The sequence below is a fragment of the Brumimicrobium sp. genome, assembly GCA_023957385.1.
In the GTDB taxonomy this organism is placed as follows: domain Bacteria; phylum Bacteroidota; class Bacteroidia; order Flavobacteriales_D; family Crocinitomicaceae; genus Brumimicrobium.
In genome coordinates this window covers 247,534-264,636 of sequence record JAMLGZ010000002.1, presented here as the reverse complement: position 1 = coordinate 264,636, position 17,103 = coordinate 247,534, and the positions used below count along the sequence as shown (strand labels likewise).

The window sequence follows — 17,103 nt, the reverse complement described above, 5'->3', positions numbered from 1 at the left end:
ATTCTTATTTAGACTCAATCTTAATTGTATCTTTGTCACAGAATTGTCATAGAAAATGTGCGATGAAGATAAATTGGTATTCCTTTCGAATTGGTTTGGTTTCTTTTATGATTGTTTTATTGCTTATGCCAATAGGGCATGCGCTCATGGTATTGAATGAGATTATTTTACAAGATCATAAATTTTTAGGCGCTTTTGGGATAGGTTTTATTGGGTTGATACTATTAGTATTCGGACTCGTAAATAATCATCATAGGAACGCTGCAACAGTATTAGGTTTTCTTGCTGGGGTATTAGTCTGGACTGGTTGGGTAGAGTTTTCATTTGTATGGATTGCTGAGAAATTAAAGGTTGCTCCGCTTATGGATGGAGATGAAATTCTTACAAAACCTGAATATCTAGTGATGTTATCTTCCATAGGACTTTTACTATCTTTCTTGTTACTTTTCTTATTCTCTAAAACAAAATGCACCTTCTTTGTATGGATACAAAAAACATTCAAAATCAAACAACATATAGATGACAACAAAGCGTCGTTTAAACCACTTGCAATTATCACCTTCATAGAAACAATCATGTTATTATGGACATTCTATATCGTTTTATTAGTTGTTTATGATAATGATATTGCTGGAGACAGACATCCTGCTACTTTTATTGTAGCCCTTGGTTCTTTAATCTGGTCTCTATACCTCATCTTTAAATTATTACGTATCAGTAAATTAGATTATGCTATACGATACGCTATCCCAACAGTTATTATCTTTTGGAATGTAGTTGAGATTATGGGTAGATGGAATTTATTTCAAGAGATTTGGGTGTTACCAATAGAGTATATCCTAGAAAATGTAGCTATTCTTTTAGGACTAATAGGAGTATCATTATATTATTTCTACTTTAAGAAAAAGAAAAAGATCCAAACCAAATAAGCTATTTCAAATAATATAAAAGAACTTTCTTAATTTTTCAAAAAATTATTATGCATACTTAGTAATTTTTTGTATTTTTAGCGTCTTATGAGCAAAATACAAAAAGATTATTATCTCGATTTTTATGTTAGAAATGCTTGGCATAAAATATCTCGTATGTATAATCAAAAAGCAAAAGAACATGGATTAACTATGTCTATTGGTTTTATACTCCTGATAGTAGATAAGGAGGGTACTCCAAGCACACAATTGGGTCCGCGCATGGGAATGGAGCCTACAAGTTTATCTCGTACTCTAAAAACAATGGAGGATAAAGGATATATCTACCGTGAAATGGATAAGAATGACAAACGCAGAGTACTTATCTACCTCACGAAAAAAGGTTTAGAACTTCGTAAAGAAGTAAAGCAATACATTATAGATTTCAATGAAAAGATATTACTGTCCATACCAAAAAAGAAGCTGCAAACTTTCTTTGAAATTATGGATATCGTGGAAGAGCACATTGATGATGAATTAAAATCAATTAATATTACTAATCAAAATTTTTATTAGAAATGGAAAGAAAAATAAGTAAGGTAGCCGTTGTTGGTTCTGGTGTGATGGGATCTCAAATTGCCTGTCATTTTGCGAACATCGGTGTTGAAGTGTTACTTTTGGATATCGTTCCAAAAGAACCAAATGAGGTTGAAGCAAAAAAGGGCTTAACCATAAATGATAAAGCTGTTCGAAACAGAATTGTCAATGATGCATTACAAGGAGCATTAAAAATGAGTCCCTCCCCTATTTATAAAAAGGAATTTGCTAGTAGAATAGCTACAGGTAACCTAGAAGATGATTTAAACAAAATAGCAGATGTTGATTGGATAATCGAGGTAGTTATTGAACGTCTAGATATCAAGAAATCTGTTTTTGAAAATATAGAAAAATATAGAAAACCAGGTACTCTAATTTCTTCCAATACATCTGGTATTCCAATTCATCTGATGCTTGAAGGAAGAAGTGAAGATTTTAAAAAGCACTTCTGTGGAACGCACTTCTTTAATCCTCCAAGATACCTTCAACTATTAGAAATCATCCCAACCCCTGAGAGCGATCCTGCGGTAGTTGATTTCTACATGGAATATGGAAGACAATACCTCGGAAAGAAAACAGTACTTTGTAAAGATACTCCTGCATTTATAGCTAATAGAATCGGTGTATATTCTATTATGTCTCTTTTCCACAGCATCAAAGATTTGGGTCTAACTGTTGAAGAAATTGATAAGCTTACAGGAACTATCATGGGAAGAGCTAAATCCGCTACTTTCCGAACAGCAGATGTAGTTGGTCTAGATACTCTAGTACTTGTTGCAAATGGTCTTAATCAGAATTGTCCAAATGATGAAGAACATGCTTTATTTGCGTTACCAGAATTTATTACCAAAATGGTGGATAACAAATGGCTAGGTTCTAAATCTGGACAAGGATTTTACAAAAAAGTTAAAAATGCAGATGGGAAGAGTGAGATTCTCTCATTAGATCTTGACACCTTAGAATATAAGAGTCAAAAGAAAGTGAAGTTTGTAACTTTTGATATGGCAAAACCAGTAGATGATTTAGTAAAACGTACTGCGATGCTTATTCAAGGTCCAGACAAAGCTGGAGATTTCTATCGTCTGATGTTTGGAGGCCTATTTGCTTATGCAACCAACCGAGTTCCTGAGATTGCTGAAGATCTCTATAAAATTGACGATGCCATTAAAGCTGGTTTTGGCTGGGGATTAGGTCCATTTGAAACATGGGATATCTTTGGTTTAGAAAAAGGAATTGAATTAATTGAGAAAGCAGGTAAGAAACCAGCCGATTGGTTAATTCAAATGAAAAATGACGGTGTAAAAACTTTCTATAAGAAGGAGAATGGACAGAAGTTATTCTATGATATACATTCAAAAAGCTATAAAGTAATTCCTGGAACTGAAGACCTAGTGATTCTAGATGCTTTACGTGATGAACATACTGTATGGAAGAATGCTGATACTACAATTGTAGATTTAGGTGATGGTATATTAAACTTAGAGTTCCATACAAAAATGAATACAATTGGAGGTGGAGTTATTGAAGGAATCAACAAAGCAATAGACTTAGCTGAAACAAAATACAAAGGATTAGTAATATATAACGAAGGACAAAACTTCAGTGCTGGTGCAAATGTTGGATTAATCTTTATGATGGCTATTGAGCAAGATTTTGACGAATTGAATTTTGCAGTAAAAGCTTTCCAAGATACTTCTATGCGTATCCGTCACTCAAAATGCCCAGTAGTTGTTGCACCACACAATTTAGCATTAGGTGGAGGATGTGAATTCTCTATGCATGCTGATAAAGTGGTAACACATGCTGAAACCTATATGGGCTTAGTGGAATTTGGTGTTGGTTTAATCCCAGGTGGAGGTGGAACCAAGGAATTTGCAAAACGTTTCTCTGATGGTTTACAAGACGGAGATATTCGTATCAATAGACTACGCAATAGTTTCTTAACTGTAGGTCAAGCTAAAGTAGCAACTTCAGGATATGAGGCGTTTGACTTAGGTTATTTAAGAGAAGGAACAGATGAGGTGATTGTTAGTAGAGAGCGTCAATTAACAAGAGCTAAAGCAGCTTGTTTAGAGATGGCAAATAAAGGATACATGCCGCCAGTAAGAGGTGAAAGAAATATAACTGTACTAGGTCAAGAAGGACTAGGTATTGTATATATTGGTGCTCACTCCATGAAATCTGGAAACTACATTTCAGAACATGATAAGTTAATCTCAGAAAAATTAGGTACTGTAATGTGTGGTGGGGATTTATCTGAACTCACTCAGGTATCAGAGCAATATCTATTAGATTTAGAAAGAAAGGCTTTCTTAGAATTATGTGCAGAGAGAAAAACGTTAGAGCGTTTAGAGAGTATGGTTAAAAATGGTAAAATCCTAAGAAACTAATTCAAAAACTTATTTAAAAAATTAGACAATGAAAAATAAAAATGCATATATCGTAACAGGTTTCAGAACGGCAGTAGGAAAAGCCAATAGAGGAGGATTCCGCTTTTATCGTCCTGATGACATGGCTGCAGAAGTAATCAAGCATATTATGACAACAGTCCCAAATCTAGATCCTAACAGAATTGATGATGTGATTGTAGGGAATGCTAACCCTGAAGCTGAACAAGGTTTAAACGTAGGTCGTTTAATTTCTCTGATGGGACTAAACACAGAAAAGGTTCCCGGTATGACGGTAAATCGTTATTGTTCTTCCGGTTTAGAAACTATTGCTTTAGCTACTGCTAAAATCAATATGGGAATAGCTGATTGCATCATTGCAGGAGGTACAGAATCTATGTCTTCCATGCCCATGGGAGGATGGAGAATTGTTCCAAATTATAATGTAGCTAAGAAAGATCCTACTTGGTATTGGGGAATGGGATTAACTGCAGAAGCTGTGGCTAATGAATATAATATCTCAAGAGAAGAACAAGATATGTTTTCTCTAAAATCTCATGAAAAGGCACTCGCAGCAATCGAGAGCGGTAGATTTAAGGATGATATTGTTCCTATTGAAGTTGAACGAATCTTTTTAGATAAGAATGAAAAGAGACAAGTAGAAAAATATGTAGTTGATACAGATGAGGGTCCAAGAAAGGGGACATCTATGGAAGCATTAGGTAGATTAAAACCTGTTTTTGCTGCTGGAGGAAGTGTAACAGCGGGAAACTCATCACAAACTAGTGACGGTGCTGCTTTTGTGCTTGTAATGTCAGAAAAGATGGTGAAAGAATTAAACTTGGAACCAGTAGCTCGTTTAGTGGATTATACCGTAGTTGGTGTTCCGCCTAGAATCATGGGTATAGGTCCTGCTTATGCAATTCCACAAGTATTAGAGCGTTCAGGCATCTCTAAAAATGATATCAATTTAGTAGAATTAAACGAGGCCTTCGCCTCTCAATCTGTTGCTGTAATTAAAGAAGTTGGAATGAATCCCGATATCTTCAATGTAAATGGAGGAGCTATTGCCTTAGGTCACCCACTCGGTTGTACTGGGGCTAAATTAACAGTTCAGGTTATTAACGAGTTGAAAAAGCGTAATCAGAAATACGGTATCGTAACCATGTGTGTAGGAACTGGTCAAGGTGCTGCTGGTATTATCGAGAGATTATAATTCCTTTGATAGGTTGTTGTAAAGGGTTGTCATCTGACAGCCCTTTTTATTTCAATAAGTTAACTACTACTGCAAATGCCCTATTTTATACACTCAATTTGGATTTTTCAAAATTTTATCTTAGATTTGAAGTATTAACTAAAAACCTTAATAATATGAAAAAAGTATTTTATGTAGCTGCCATCTTAGGAGTAGCATCTCTAACTTCTTGTGTAAAAACATGGGATTGCAAATGTACAAGTACAAATGATTATGTTACTGCATCCAATAAAGTAACTGCTAAAAAGAAAGATGCAAAAGCCGCATGTGATAGTTGGCAAACAACTTACAAGCAATATGATCCAAATGCTACATGTGAATTAAAGTAATTTGAATATCAAAAGAAGAAAGGAGGGGAATCCCTCCTTTTTTTATTGTTTAGGTTTCCAATAGTATCTCATTCTTTTAATTAAATAGATTTAAAATTTAAACATTTTTTCTATAACTTTAAGCCTATGAAAAAACATATGCTAATTCTCGTTATGCTCCTAAGCGGAGCAATTGGGTTCTCTCAAAGTAATTTTTGGAAACCTATTTCTAAAGGAAAGATAAATCATTCAGGGTATCAATTAGAAACTAAAACAGATGCTTATTTCTCTTTTGATATCTCTTCATTTAAGAATCTTGTAGCTACAAATTCTCCTATTACCATAGCTCTCCCAATGGGTGTAGATGAATTCATTTATTTTCAATTATCAGTAAATACAACCATGAGCACTGAATTAATGGATGCCTACCCAGAAGTTAGAGCTTTTGATGGATATCCCACAGATAAATCCAGTCGTAAAGCAAAGGTTGAGATAGGACCCAACTATTTCAGAGCTATGATTATGCAGCCTGGAAAGTCAACTATTTTTATTGATCCAGCTGCGTTTACAAATGAATTGCAAGATCAATATGTATTATATGAAAAAGAAGATTTGATAACGGACAAATATTTCGAATGTTTCTTTGAAGGACAATCCGCTCCTGAAACAGAAATAGGTCTACGAGGTGTTCAATCTTGTGAAATGAGAACTTATCGTTTAGCGCTTGCAGCTACGGGTGAATACACCATCTTCCATGGAGGTACAAAGGCTCAAGCACTTGCCGCACAAGTAACCACTATGAATAGGGTAAATGGACTTTATGAGCGTGATTTATCTATTCACATGACAATGATAAATAACGATGCTATTATTTATACAGATCCTGCTACAGACCCATATACAAATGGAAATGCAAGTGCGATGTTATCCGAAAATCACAATAACCTTAATTCTGTGATTGGAAGTTCTAACTATGATATAGGTCACGTATTTGGTACTAATTCAGGAGGGGTTGCTTACTTAGGAAGCGTTTGTTCTAGCAGTAATAAAGGTCGCGGAGTAACAGGTAGTGGGGCTCCGGTTGGAGATGCATTTGATATTGATTATGTTGCACACGAAATGGGACACCAATTTGGGGCTAATCATACTTTTAATAACTCATGTGGTAATAATAGAAATAATTCAACAGCCTATGAAACGGGAAGTGGTTCTACTATTTTAAGCTATGCTGGAATTTGTCCTTCTGATGTACAAGCACATTCAGATGCTTATTTTCATGCAGCATCTTTACAAGAGATTGGGATTGAGATAAGTAGCCCAAGTCATAATTGCCCAACAAAGACACCAAACGGAAATACAGCACCCGTCGTAACAAGTGCTAATTCTCTTCCAACTATTCCTGCTAAAACTCCCTTTATTTTAAAAGCAGCTGCAACAGATGCTGATGGAGATGATATAACATATTGTTGGGAACAAATGAATAAAGAGATTACTACCCAGCCGCCTCTTGCAACTGCATCATCAGGCCCGAACTTTAGATCATATAATCCAACCACTTCTCCTATTCGTTATGTACCTGCTATTGACAAGCAATTGCAGCCTAACTATAAATGGGAAATTTTGTCTGAAAAAACGAGAACATATAATTTTAGAGTAACTGTAAGAGATAATCACGGAACTGGAGGATGTACAGATAGTAAAGATATTACTGTGCCAGTCACTGCTAATGCAGGACCTTTCTTAGTGACCTATCCAAATGCTATAGGTATTACTTGGACAGGTGGAACTACCGAAACTGTAACTTGGGATGTCGCAAATACTGATGTATCGCCCGTTTCATGTAACAACGTAAAGATTTCTATTTCTACTGATAGTGGTGATACCTTCACAACACTCATTGCAAGTACTCCTAATGATGGTTCTGAGCAAGTTACAGTTCCCAATGTGGCTACAACCAAAGCTATTATCATGGTAACTTCAGAGAATGAAACTTTCTTCGATATTTCAGATAAGAAATTTAAAATTGTTACTAGTGCTGCTGGTTTAGAAGAAAACTCTTTAGAATCTGCATTCCAATTATATCCAAATCCAACTAAGGGTAGCTTTGTGATTCAATTAAAGGATGTTCCTTCTATCGATGGATACAAAGTATATAATATGTTGGGAGCTTTAGTTGTTTCAAGTAATCAAAAGATTGAAAACAACACTACCGTTTCTTTAGAAAAATTAAATCAAGGTGTTTACCTATTTGAAACATATATCAATGGAAACAGAGTGATTAAGAAAATTATTAAGAACTAACGTTAAAGTTGAAAAATAGAAAGAGGATGGATTATATTCATCCTCTTTTTAGTTTAATCAGGCTACTTTTGGTAATTTTGACAATACTCTATAGTATCAAATTTCAATCTTTACCTCCCATCCCCTACTTCTAAATGTTCTATAAAAGTCGATTAATTCTTGTGCTTGTGGAAATGCTATACTGACATCATTTATAAATATAGTTCCATCTTCAGCATGAATTCCTTCTGAAAAGATATATTGAACTTGTTTACTAGATAAATTCTCTAAGAAAAGCATCAACTTACGCAAAGCTTCCACTCCTTCATTATCAGAAATTGTAAAATCTTCAGAGGTAACACTACGAATAAATGTGATTCTTTGAATCGCACGAGACATTAATACATTCAATCTCCGATGTCCCTGCTCTTGATTCAGCGGGCCAAATCGCATGGCAAAATCACCGTTCTCATCCTTCCCATATCCTAAACTTATAATTAAATGCTGACATTGGTCGCCTTGAACATTTTCTAGTGACTGTATAAAAACATCATCCAGTGAAAGGATTTCTTCTCGCACTTCCATTGGAAGATTATGTAAAATCTCTTCTAGTTGAGTCTGACTAAAAGCAACCACCCCAAAATCCAACTCCTTTTTCTGAAGTTTCTCTTCAATAATTTTTGCTACATATTTTGCTTCTATTTTATTCTTTCTATCAGCATATACTCCATTTAATGTGACACACTCTATTGCATTATGAATATTGGGTAATGGAAAAGTTTTCAATTTATTCTGATAGAAATACTGATTACTAAAAGCAATTAATTGAGAATATTGAGAACGGTAATGATGAGTTAACATAGCATTTTTCCAATAAAAGCTAGCATGATGCAACACATCAGATTGCTGATATTCCAATTTCTGAAAATAGAATTGAGGTGCCATCTGTTGCTGATCTCCACAAATCACAGCACGTTTAGCACGTTGAATACTTCCAATGGCATGTCCTAAAGGAATCTGACTTGCCTCATCAAAAATCACCAAATCAAATACAGTAGTAATCGGTAAACTCTTAGAAACACTATACGGACTACATAAGAAAACAGGATGTAAGACTTGAATCCAGTAAACAGCCTCACTCTCTAACAATTCTCTAACAGTAGGAAAGACACGTTTTTTATCAAAAGCATTTATTAATATAGACTTTCCTTTCTTTAACACTTTTTTAAATGCTCTCTGTTCTTCATCTAATTTGCTTGAAGGAGTTTGCAATAACTGGTGGTATGACTCAAACTTAGCACGTATTAGTTGTTGAATAAACTCGGCATATTGCACTGCTTCTTTATCAAAATGTGTAATAACTTCTTCAATCTTTTGGGTAATATCTCTACCTTGCAAAGAAGCTAAACTCGGATATTGTCCCTTAAAATCAATCCAATGTGAATAGTATATATCATTTTCTAATTGAGCTAAATCTGTTGCCCGAGAAAGCACATCTAAAGTTTCATCCGAAAGATTCTGAAGGAAAGAACGATATGCTGCTACTAAAGAAATAGCCTTACTTCCTTCAAGGAGTTGGGGATATATCTCCTGCTCTTCTGACAAATTAAAATACGTACGCAGTATTTCAGATACTTGTTGAAGTTCAAACGCAGATTTTTGGATAGTATTTCGCTCTTGTTGTGAAAGAGAAAACAGAATCTTCAATGCATTCTCATCTGTAGCTTCTAAACGTCCAAGTGTATATTGAATATGATCCAAAACGGTTAATTCATCGGGTAAGCCGTTCTTTCTAAGTCGTTCCTTTACTTGAATTATTTCATTTCTTACCTGATATAAAGACTGTAAATTTTCTAACATCTTTTTCCCATCCACCATATTCAAATTGGTGAATCTAAGTAAGTGTTTCTTTGTTTTCCAAGCTGAATAACTCAACTTTGTATTGGTCAATGCCAAAATGTATTCATTTAGCTCAGAAAGGCTAAATTTCTTTTTCCAATGTTCTTCTTCTTTTTGATATATCTTTTCTTTCTCAACTAAAGATTTTAGTGCATTATATGATTTCACAAAACTCGCATGAGTTTTACTTCCTTTTTGAAAAACATCTATAGAAAGTGGTGTATCATTATAATAAAACAAAGAAATATAATTGCTTAGTTTTAGTTTTTGTTGCAAATCTATTAGAGTAGCATTATCTCCCAAATGTATCTTAACAATTGAGAGCGACTTTTCCAACATTTCTTGCGATTTCTCTAAAGAAAATTGTTTGATTTTTAAAATCTTCCACCCACTAAATAAAGGAAACCCATTCTGTTCAAGAGACACTAATATTTCTTTATCCCTTTGCCAATGTGCTAAACTTGGTTTTTTAAGAATGTAAGTGCCCTTTTTAGATATGTCATACTTGGATTTAAAGGCTATAAATGAGATTCCACCTATCAAATCAGTTTGTTGTAAACGTGCCAAATTCAAATCCAATTGTTGCGTAATTAAATGAGATTGGTTGGCAACTTGAATTGATTTTATATCCATTTTTTCCAAGTACTTCCACGTTCTCTTGAGTGAGCCTATAAATTGTTTAGACTGTAATTCATGGTGATAAAGTACACTGAAATAATGGAGCTTATGCCTCTTTAATTGATCGTAAATTACCTGAAGTGCTACTGGCTTCTCTGCTACTAACAATGACGATTTTCCACAACCTAATGTTTTTCCAATTAGATTGGCTATCACTTGAGATTTACCTGTTCCTGGAGGACCTTGAATTACAACATCTTCATGTTTTACCAGTTCCATTGCTGTAAGTTGACTCTCATCAGCAGGATAAAGTAACATCTCAGGCAAATCCAATAAATTATTTTCACATGTCTCCCCAAGCAATCCTTTTACCGAATTACTATACTCCTGAACTTCCAATAATTCATCAAATTCTTTTTGCAAGACGAATCGATGTGGATGATAATTAGCTACCCAAATTCCTTGTGTAGTTTGTACAGTTAATCCTTTATCAGAAAGGAAAGAAACGATATCTTCTGTCTCTTCCGTCAATTCCTCTTGTTGTAGTAATTTCAATAAAAGCGGGTTAATAAAGAAATCTTCTACTTGTTGGATCTCAAAAGTAGCATTGAATCTATTTCTCTGGATGTGAGCGCTCGCTAATAAAAAAGGAGTATTATATGCAACTCCAGCTAATTCAAACGATAAGATATCTTTTGCTATTCCAAAAATAGGAGAGCCAGTTTCCCGAAGATGCTGGTTATGTTGTTGTATAATTTTCTTTAATAAGACATTTTCTTCTACACTAAACCATCCTTCCGGCTGATAAGAATCCTGAATATCCATTGCATTCTTAGTTGGGATAATATTCAATAAAACATCATTCTTGTTGGGTGACAACAAGCCCTTTTTCCAAGATGCTATTTGTTGATGGATGGAATTCATTTATCTGTACGAATGTAAGAAAAAACAGTAGATAGCATAAAAAAGAGGTCGATATAATTTAACGACCTCTTTCCCGATATTACTTTTTACTTATTCAGCATAGATTTTATCTACTAAATCTTTATAAATCTCAAGAATATTATTTCTCTTGAATTTTAAGGTAGGAGTTAATTCATTTCCCTCAATTGAGAATTCCTTTGGTAGGAGTTCAAATTTTTTAATTTGCTCCCAGTGGCCAAATTCTTGGTTGAAATTAGCTACCTCTTCTCCAATTCTCTCTATTACTTGTTGATTTGAAATTAAGGAAGCATTGTCACTTCCAACATCAATACCTTTTCTTTCTGCCCAATCTCTCACAAACGCATACGAAGGAACAATTAAGGCAGCAGGATGTTTTTTACCCTCACCTATCACCATAATTTGTTCAATAAATCGTGATTGTTTGAAGGTGTTCTCCATCACTTGAGGGATAATATACTTACCTCCAGAAGTTTTAAATATTTCTTTCTTTCGGTCAGTTATTTTTAAGAATTTACCTTGTACTAACTCACCGATGTCTCCTGTATGGAACCATCCATCGTCTTCCAATACTTCTTTAGTTTTTTCCGGTTGATTATAATAACCCATCATGATATTTGGTCCACGTACGATGATTTCCCCATCCTCTGCAAATTTTACTTCCACATTATCGATAAGCGTTCCAACAGAACCAAACATAGCGCCTCCTTTTTCAAGACTGTTCACTGAAATAACAGGAGAAGTTTCTGTTAAACCATATCCTTCTAGTACAGGAACTCCACCTGCAGTGAAGATACGAGCCAATCGTGGCGATAGGGAAGCTGAACCAGAAACTACCGCCAATAATTCTCCACCTAATGCTTCTCTCCATTTAGAGAAAATTAGTTTGTTTGCAATGGCTAGTTTTATCTTATATCCAAGTGATTTCCCTGTAAATTCATATTGTTCACCTAAAGAAATTGCCCAAAAGAATAAATTTCTCTTAAATCCTTTTAACTCATCACCTTTAGCTACTATTTTGTCATATACTTTCTCTAATAAACGAGGTACAGCTGAGAACACATGTGGTTTTACCTCTTTGATATTTTCCCCAATTGTATCTATACTTTCTGCAAAATAAATAGAGAATCCAACATACATATATAAATAATGTAACATACGCTCGTATACATGACATACAGGTAGGAATGTCAATGCTCTATTGCCAGTAACCCCTGGAACTCTCGGTCTACAATCCTTTACATTAGACAAAATATTATTGTGAGAAAGCATAACTCCTTTTGGATTTCCTGTTGTTCCAGAGGTATAGATCATGGTTGCTAAATCGCCATTTTGGATAGCAGCTTTTCGATTTTCTACCTCTGAAATATCTATCTTATCTGCTTCAGCCATAATTTCTTCCCAAAAAGGAGTCCCATTTAATTGATCAAAACAATAGATTTTATCTAGTAATGGCAATTCAGATTTAATGCCATTAATTTTATTATATAATTCCTCATCCCCTGTAACGCATAACTTTATCCCAGCGTCATTGAAGATATATTTATAATCCTTAACTGAGATATTAGGATAAATAGGAACTCCAATCGCACCTGTTTGCTGAATACCAATATCCATGATATTCCATTCAACTCTATTTGCTGATACTAATGCTATTTTATCTCCAGGCTGAACACCAAGAGCAACTAATCCTCTAGACACAAGATTAGCCTTTTCTAAAAAGTCTTTTGTACTAATCCCTTCCCATTTCTGGTTTCTTTTTGTTGAGAACATAATATCTAATGGGTGTTGTTCCAACTGGTAATATGGAATATCAAATAATCTTTCAATCTTCATCATAGTATATGTTTTGTTTTTAATGCTACTAATTTTGATAAATATAATTGTTTTTAAATTAAAAACACACTCAAAAACAATTACTTTTTTAGATAACTCTAAAAAATCAGAATAAAGTTATTGCTAATTAGTTGGATATTTCAGACAAAAAGATATTTAATTGCATAATTATCTATATTTTATTCGTTATTATGAAAAAATAGCTTATCTTTAAAAAAGATTTTACTCGAGGTGTAACTTTTGCACCCATTAAAATGTTCTACTGTTAAATAATACTTTTTTTTGAATCGTTTAGAATATAATATCGCAGTCAGAAAACATGCCTCCAATTTATATGGGTATGTCTTCAACTTTCTTCGCAACAGTGAAGATAGCAAAGATATTGTTCAAGATGTATTTGAAAAGTTATGGGAAAATAGGAAAAAAGTAGAAATGGATAAATGCAAAGCGTGGATGTTTAAAACTGGACACAATGCATTAATCAATTTCGCAAAGCGCAAAGGCAGAACTATTTTTGATTCGGAACAAATTCCTGAATTTGTAGGAATGGATAACCGTTTTGAAACAAAAGAAGTTGTGGAGCTCGCGCTTTCCATACTTCCTCCCATCCAAAAAAGTATTATTCTTTTGCGTGATTTAGAAGGTTATGCATATGACGAAATAGGAGATATTTTAGATATTTCTGAAAGTCAGGTGAAGGTGTACCTCTACAGAGCGCGTAAGAAAATAAAGAAACAGTTAGGCGTTTTAATGTTAATCAATGAGTAGTCCTTCTTTCGAAAATATTGACCAGTGGCTATTTGAGTATATGGAGGGAAATCTTTCTTCTACTCAAGAAACTCAATTGATGCAGTTTGTTGCTGAAAACCCTGAGTTAGCAATGGAATTAGATGCTTGGAAGAAAACAAAAATCAGTAATTCACAAACTACTGAATTTGCTGTAGAAGGTTTACTTAAGCCTGCTCCTCAGTACGCTAAGCCAATCGCAATTACATCAGGAGTACTTATGCTAGTATTATTAGGATGGTGGATTACTTCTCTATATACATTGAGTCCATTATATTTAACTGAAAACATTGATACCTCTATTATTTACGCTGAAAATCAATTCACTCAGTTAAATACAACTACTCCTTTAATTGCCCAAACTGATGAACAATCAGATTTATACACAATAAATTCTAAAAAGACTTCTACAAGTCAAACACACACCCAAACACTTAACTCAACTAATACTCATTCCAATATAAATAACGTCCTCTCACAGGAAGAATCTGAAAATCATGCTACTGAAGAGTCAAACGTAACACAAGAAGATTACGCACAACTTATCGAAGATTATAGAAATTCGTTGGTTTCAAACAATTCCACAGAAAATAACTCTGAGATTAGTGAGGGCAACAACACAACTGATTCTAACATAGATAGTACTTCTGATTTAGCAACACACGAAAATATTGAAGCCAAAACAACTACTACAGATAATGAAGGAATAGCAGAAAAGAATAAAGTTGCATCTAATACCACTTCTCATACTAATAAATCTAATGCGCGTACTTTCTTTAATGGTATTATGCGAAAGATAGATCGTATGACAAGCAAACCGCTTGCATTACAAAGCACCAAAAATCCAAGCTATCACATTCCTATGATGGTAGGAACACAAGTGAACCCTGCCCTCGCAGGTACAGACTTAGGGAATCGTATCTTAGCAACTTCCCGTATTCAATGGATGGGCTCTTCTAACAGTCAATTGATGAATACCTTAGCTTGGGATGGTTATATCAGTGGTTTACGTGGTGGCTTAGGCTTTAATATCAACTATAACACCATGAGTGCTAATAAACTAAACTCCTATTCTGCACAAATCATTTATTCACCTAAACTTGCTATCACTCGAAATATCTCTATAGAGCCTGCATTAAGCTTTAAAATGGGGGTTGTGAATCTAAATAAAAATTCCTCCATTATTGGGAATAAAGTTGAATTTAACAGACAAAATATAATTTCTCTTTTTGAAGAAGATAAAGTTGCTACAGGTTCTCAACTATGGTATAAAGATATTGGACTTGGATTTATGTTAAACACTAAGTGGTTCTATGCTGGAGCTAATTTTGATAATTTAAGTCGCCATAACAATAATTACTACTCCAATGATATTAGTAAAAACTATAAGGAAAATATTCATTATTCTGCCGTTATTGGTACAGAATATCAACCACTTACAGCTAATTATAGAATTAGCACCTATGCCTTCTATCAGAATTATGGAAAGCTAAATGAGTTATGGGCAGGAGCTAATTTTGAATACAAATGGATTCAATTTGGTGCTGGTATGAGTACAAATCTAGATTTTGGAGCATCAGCAGGATTCTTGCTTAATCAGGTTCACTTCACCTATAATATTGATTATACTAAAAGCGAGTTACTCCAAAAACGTTTTCTGTCTCACCAGTTAACTATGAAAGTATTAATTAAACCTACAAAACGAGGAACTATAAGATATGTTAAATTATAAAAGGATGTCATGATGAAAAAGTTGTTGTTGTTTATATTATCCTTGATGTTATTGAGTGAGGTCTATGCCCAAGACCCTCAATTTTCACAGTTTTATGCAAATCCTATTTATTTGAATCCAGCTTTTGCTGGTAGTCACGGTTGCCCGAGATTTGCGTTGAACTATAGAAATCAATGGCCATCACTTTCAGGAACCTTTGTTACCTATTCGGCTTCATACGATCAATTCTTTAAATCAATTGCAGGTGGTATCGGTGTGATTGTTACCCACGACCAACAAGGGAAGGGTACGATTAATCATTCTACATTAAGCTTTATTTATAACTACCATTTAAAGGCAAGTAGAAAATTCACATTAATGTTTGCTGGGAAAGCTACATGGAATCAAAAATTCTTGGATTGGGATAAATTGACTTTTGGAGATATGATTGACCCTCGTCGTGGTTTTATCTATGCTACAGGTGACGTGCCAAGAGGAGGAACTCGTGGTTTCTTTGATGTTTCCGCTGGGATTGTGGGATATACAGATATTATCTATTTTGGTGTGGCTGCTTACCACTTAAATATGCCTAACGAATCTATGATTGTTGGAAAGAGTCCTATGCCTATGCGTTTTGTAGGGCATTTAGGTGCTAACATCGCTTTAGGTGGAAAATCTCAGTATTCTAACCAAACATCTATTTTACCAAACATTATCTTCCAATACCAACAAGGATTTATGGAGTTGATGTTAGGTACTTATATTAAATATGGAATATTCACTGCCGGTGTTTGGTTCCGTTCTCGCGATGCATTTATTACCTCTATTGGTATTGATACAGGAACTTTTAAGATTGGTTATAGCTACGACGTAACTGTTTCCAAATTAAATAATATGGTGTCAGGGGGTTCACATGAAGTGTCTATGGGTATTAACTTGAATTGTAAATCAAGAACCCCTAGCTTTAGAACAATCTCCTGTCCTTCTTTTTAAGGTGGTAGATTTATTTATGGTTTAACAACTACTACTTTATTTGTTTAATTGTTAAAAAGGGCTGTTATTTCTAACAGCCCTTTTTGTTTTGATATAATCTTTTACACTATAAAAGTGAATTTAATTTATCAGTTAATTGTGCTTTTGGAACAGCTCCTATTGATTTATCAGCAATCTCTCCATTTTTAATGAATAATACAGTTGGGATATTTCTAATTCCAAATTTTGCAGAAACACCTGGATTTTCGTCCACATTTACTTTTCCTATCAATGCCTTCCCTTCATATTCTCCGTGCATTTCTTCGATAACTGGTCCAATCATTCTACATGGTCCACACCATTCAGCCCAAAAGTCAACCACTACAGGTTTGTCAGATTTCAATACTAATTCCTCAAAATTTGCATCTGTGATTTCTACTGCCATAATTATTTATTTTAAAGTTTATTAATTTTTTCTTTTCAAAAGTGGGATAAAGATACTTTCAATTATCAATAATCAAAGAGCCTGCCTTTACATTTTTTTGACAATTTGACAGTACTTTTTGTGTATAACTTATCTTACCCAGTAAAAACAACACGGATT

Annotated in this window: 12 protein-coding genes; 9 read left to right on the top strand and 3 right to left on the bottom strand. The window is 34.2% G+C overall.

What is annotated here, in order from left to right:
- Positions 1–62 precede the first annotated feature (62 nt).
- The 6 genes from M9897_12385 to M9897_12360 all read left to right on the top strand — a co-directional run bounded on the left by M9897_12385 (position 63) and on the right by M9897_12360 (position 7,756).
- Positions 63–929, top strand: a complete 867-nt coding sequence (locus tag M9897_12385; protein MCO5269681.1) for a hypothetical protein — start codon at positions 63–65, stop codon at positions 927–929.
- Between the two features lie 87 nt (positions 930–1,016).
- Positions 1,017–1,484, top strand: coding sequence for a MarR family transcriptional regulator (locus M9897_12380; protein MCO5269680.1), 468 nt, complete (start codon positions 1,017–1,019; stop codon positions 1,482–1,484).
- Positions 1,485–1,486: 2 nt separating this feature from the next.
- Positions 1,487–3,895 carry a 3-hydroxyacyl-CoA dehydrogenase/enoyl-CoA hydratase family protein gene (locus M9897_12375; protein MCO5269679.1) on the top strand — a complete coding sequence of 803 codons (2,409 nt, stop codon included), beginning with the start codon at positions 1,487–1,489 and terminating at the stop codon, positions 3,893–3,895.
- A 28-nt stretch (positions 3,896–3,923) separates the two neighbouring features.
- Complete coding sequence (locus tag M9897_12370) at positions 3,924–5,108, top strand: acetyl-CoA C-acyltransferase (GenBank protein MCO5269678.1); 1,185 nt, start codon at positions 3,924–3,926, stop codon at positions 5,106–5,108.
- 155 nt (positions 5,109–5,263) lie between these two features.
- Positions 5,264–5,476: a hypothetical protein gene (locus M9897_12365; GenBank protein MCO5269677.1), complete on the top strand. Its 213-nt coding sequence runs from the start codon at positions 5,264–5,266 to the stop codon at positions 5,474–5,476.
- 126 nt (positions 5,477–5,602) lie between these two features.
- Positions 5,603–7,756 carry a M12 family metallo-peptidase gene (locus M9897_12360; protein MCO5269676.1) on the top strand — a complete coding sequence of 718 codons (2,154 nt, stop codon included), beginning with the start codon at positions 5,603–5,605 and terminating at the stop codon, positions 7,754–7,756.
- A 96-nt stretch (positions 7,757–7,852) separates the two neighbouring features.
- Here M9897_12360 and M9897_12355 read toward each other — a convergent pair whose 3' ends face one another.
- Both M9897_12355 and M9897_12350 read right to left on the bottom strand, forming a co-directional pair.
- Positions 7,853–11,176, bottom strand: coding sequence for an ATP-binding protein (locus tag M9897_12355; GenBank protein MCO5269675.1), 3,324 nt, complete (start codon positions 11,174–11,176; stop codon positions 7,853–7,855).
- A gap of 90 nt (positions 11,177–11,266) precedes the next feature.
- Positions 11,267–13,033, bottom strand: a complete 1,767-nt coding sequence (locus tag M9897_12350; GenBank protein ID MCO5269674.1) for a long-chain fatty acid--CoA ligase — start codon at positions 13,031–13,033, stop codon at positions 11,267–11,269.
- Positions 13,034–13,312: 279 nt separating this feature from the next.
- Here M9897_12350 and M9897_12345 point away from each other — a divergent pair, with 279 nt between their 5' ends.
- From M9897_12345 to M9897_12335, 3 genes are read left to right on the top strand one after another with little or no spacing between them, the layout of a single operon-like run.
- Positions 13,313–13,798, top strand: a complete 486-nt coding sequence (locus tag M9897_12345) for an RNA polymerase sigma factor (protein ID MCO5269673.1) — start codon at positions 13,313–13,315, stop codon at positions 13,796–13,798.
- Positions 13,791–15,548, top strand: a complete 1,758-nt coding sequence (locus M9897_12340; GenBank protein MCO5269672.1) for a type IX secretion system membrane protein PorP/SprF — start codon at positions 13,791–13,793, stop codon at positions 15,546–15,548. Before M9897_12345 ends, M9897_12340 begins: the two co-directional genes overlap by 8 nt.
- Positions 15,549–15,560: 12 nt before the next feature.
- A complete protein-coding gene (locus M9897_12335) occupies positions 15,561–16,520 on the top strand; it encodes a PorP/SprF family type IX secretion system membrane protein (protein MCO5269671.1) in 960 nt (319 codons plus the stop codon).
- A gap of 106 nt (positions 16,521–16,626) precedes the next feature.
- Here the strand turns inward: M9897_12335 and trxA are convergent, their stop codons facing one another.
- Complete coding sequence (gene trxA, locus M9897_12330) at positions 16,627–16,944, bottom strand: thioredoxin (protein MCO5269670.1); 318 nt, start codon at positions 16,942–16,944, stop codon at positions 16,627–16,629.
- Between the last annotated feature and the right edge of the window lie 159 nt (positions 16,945–17,103).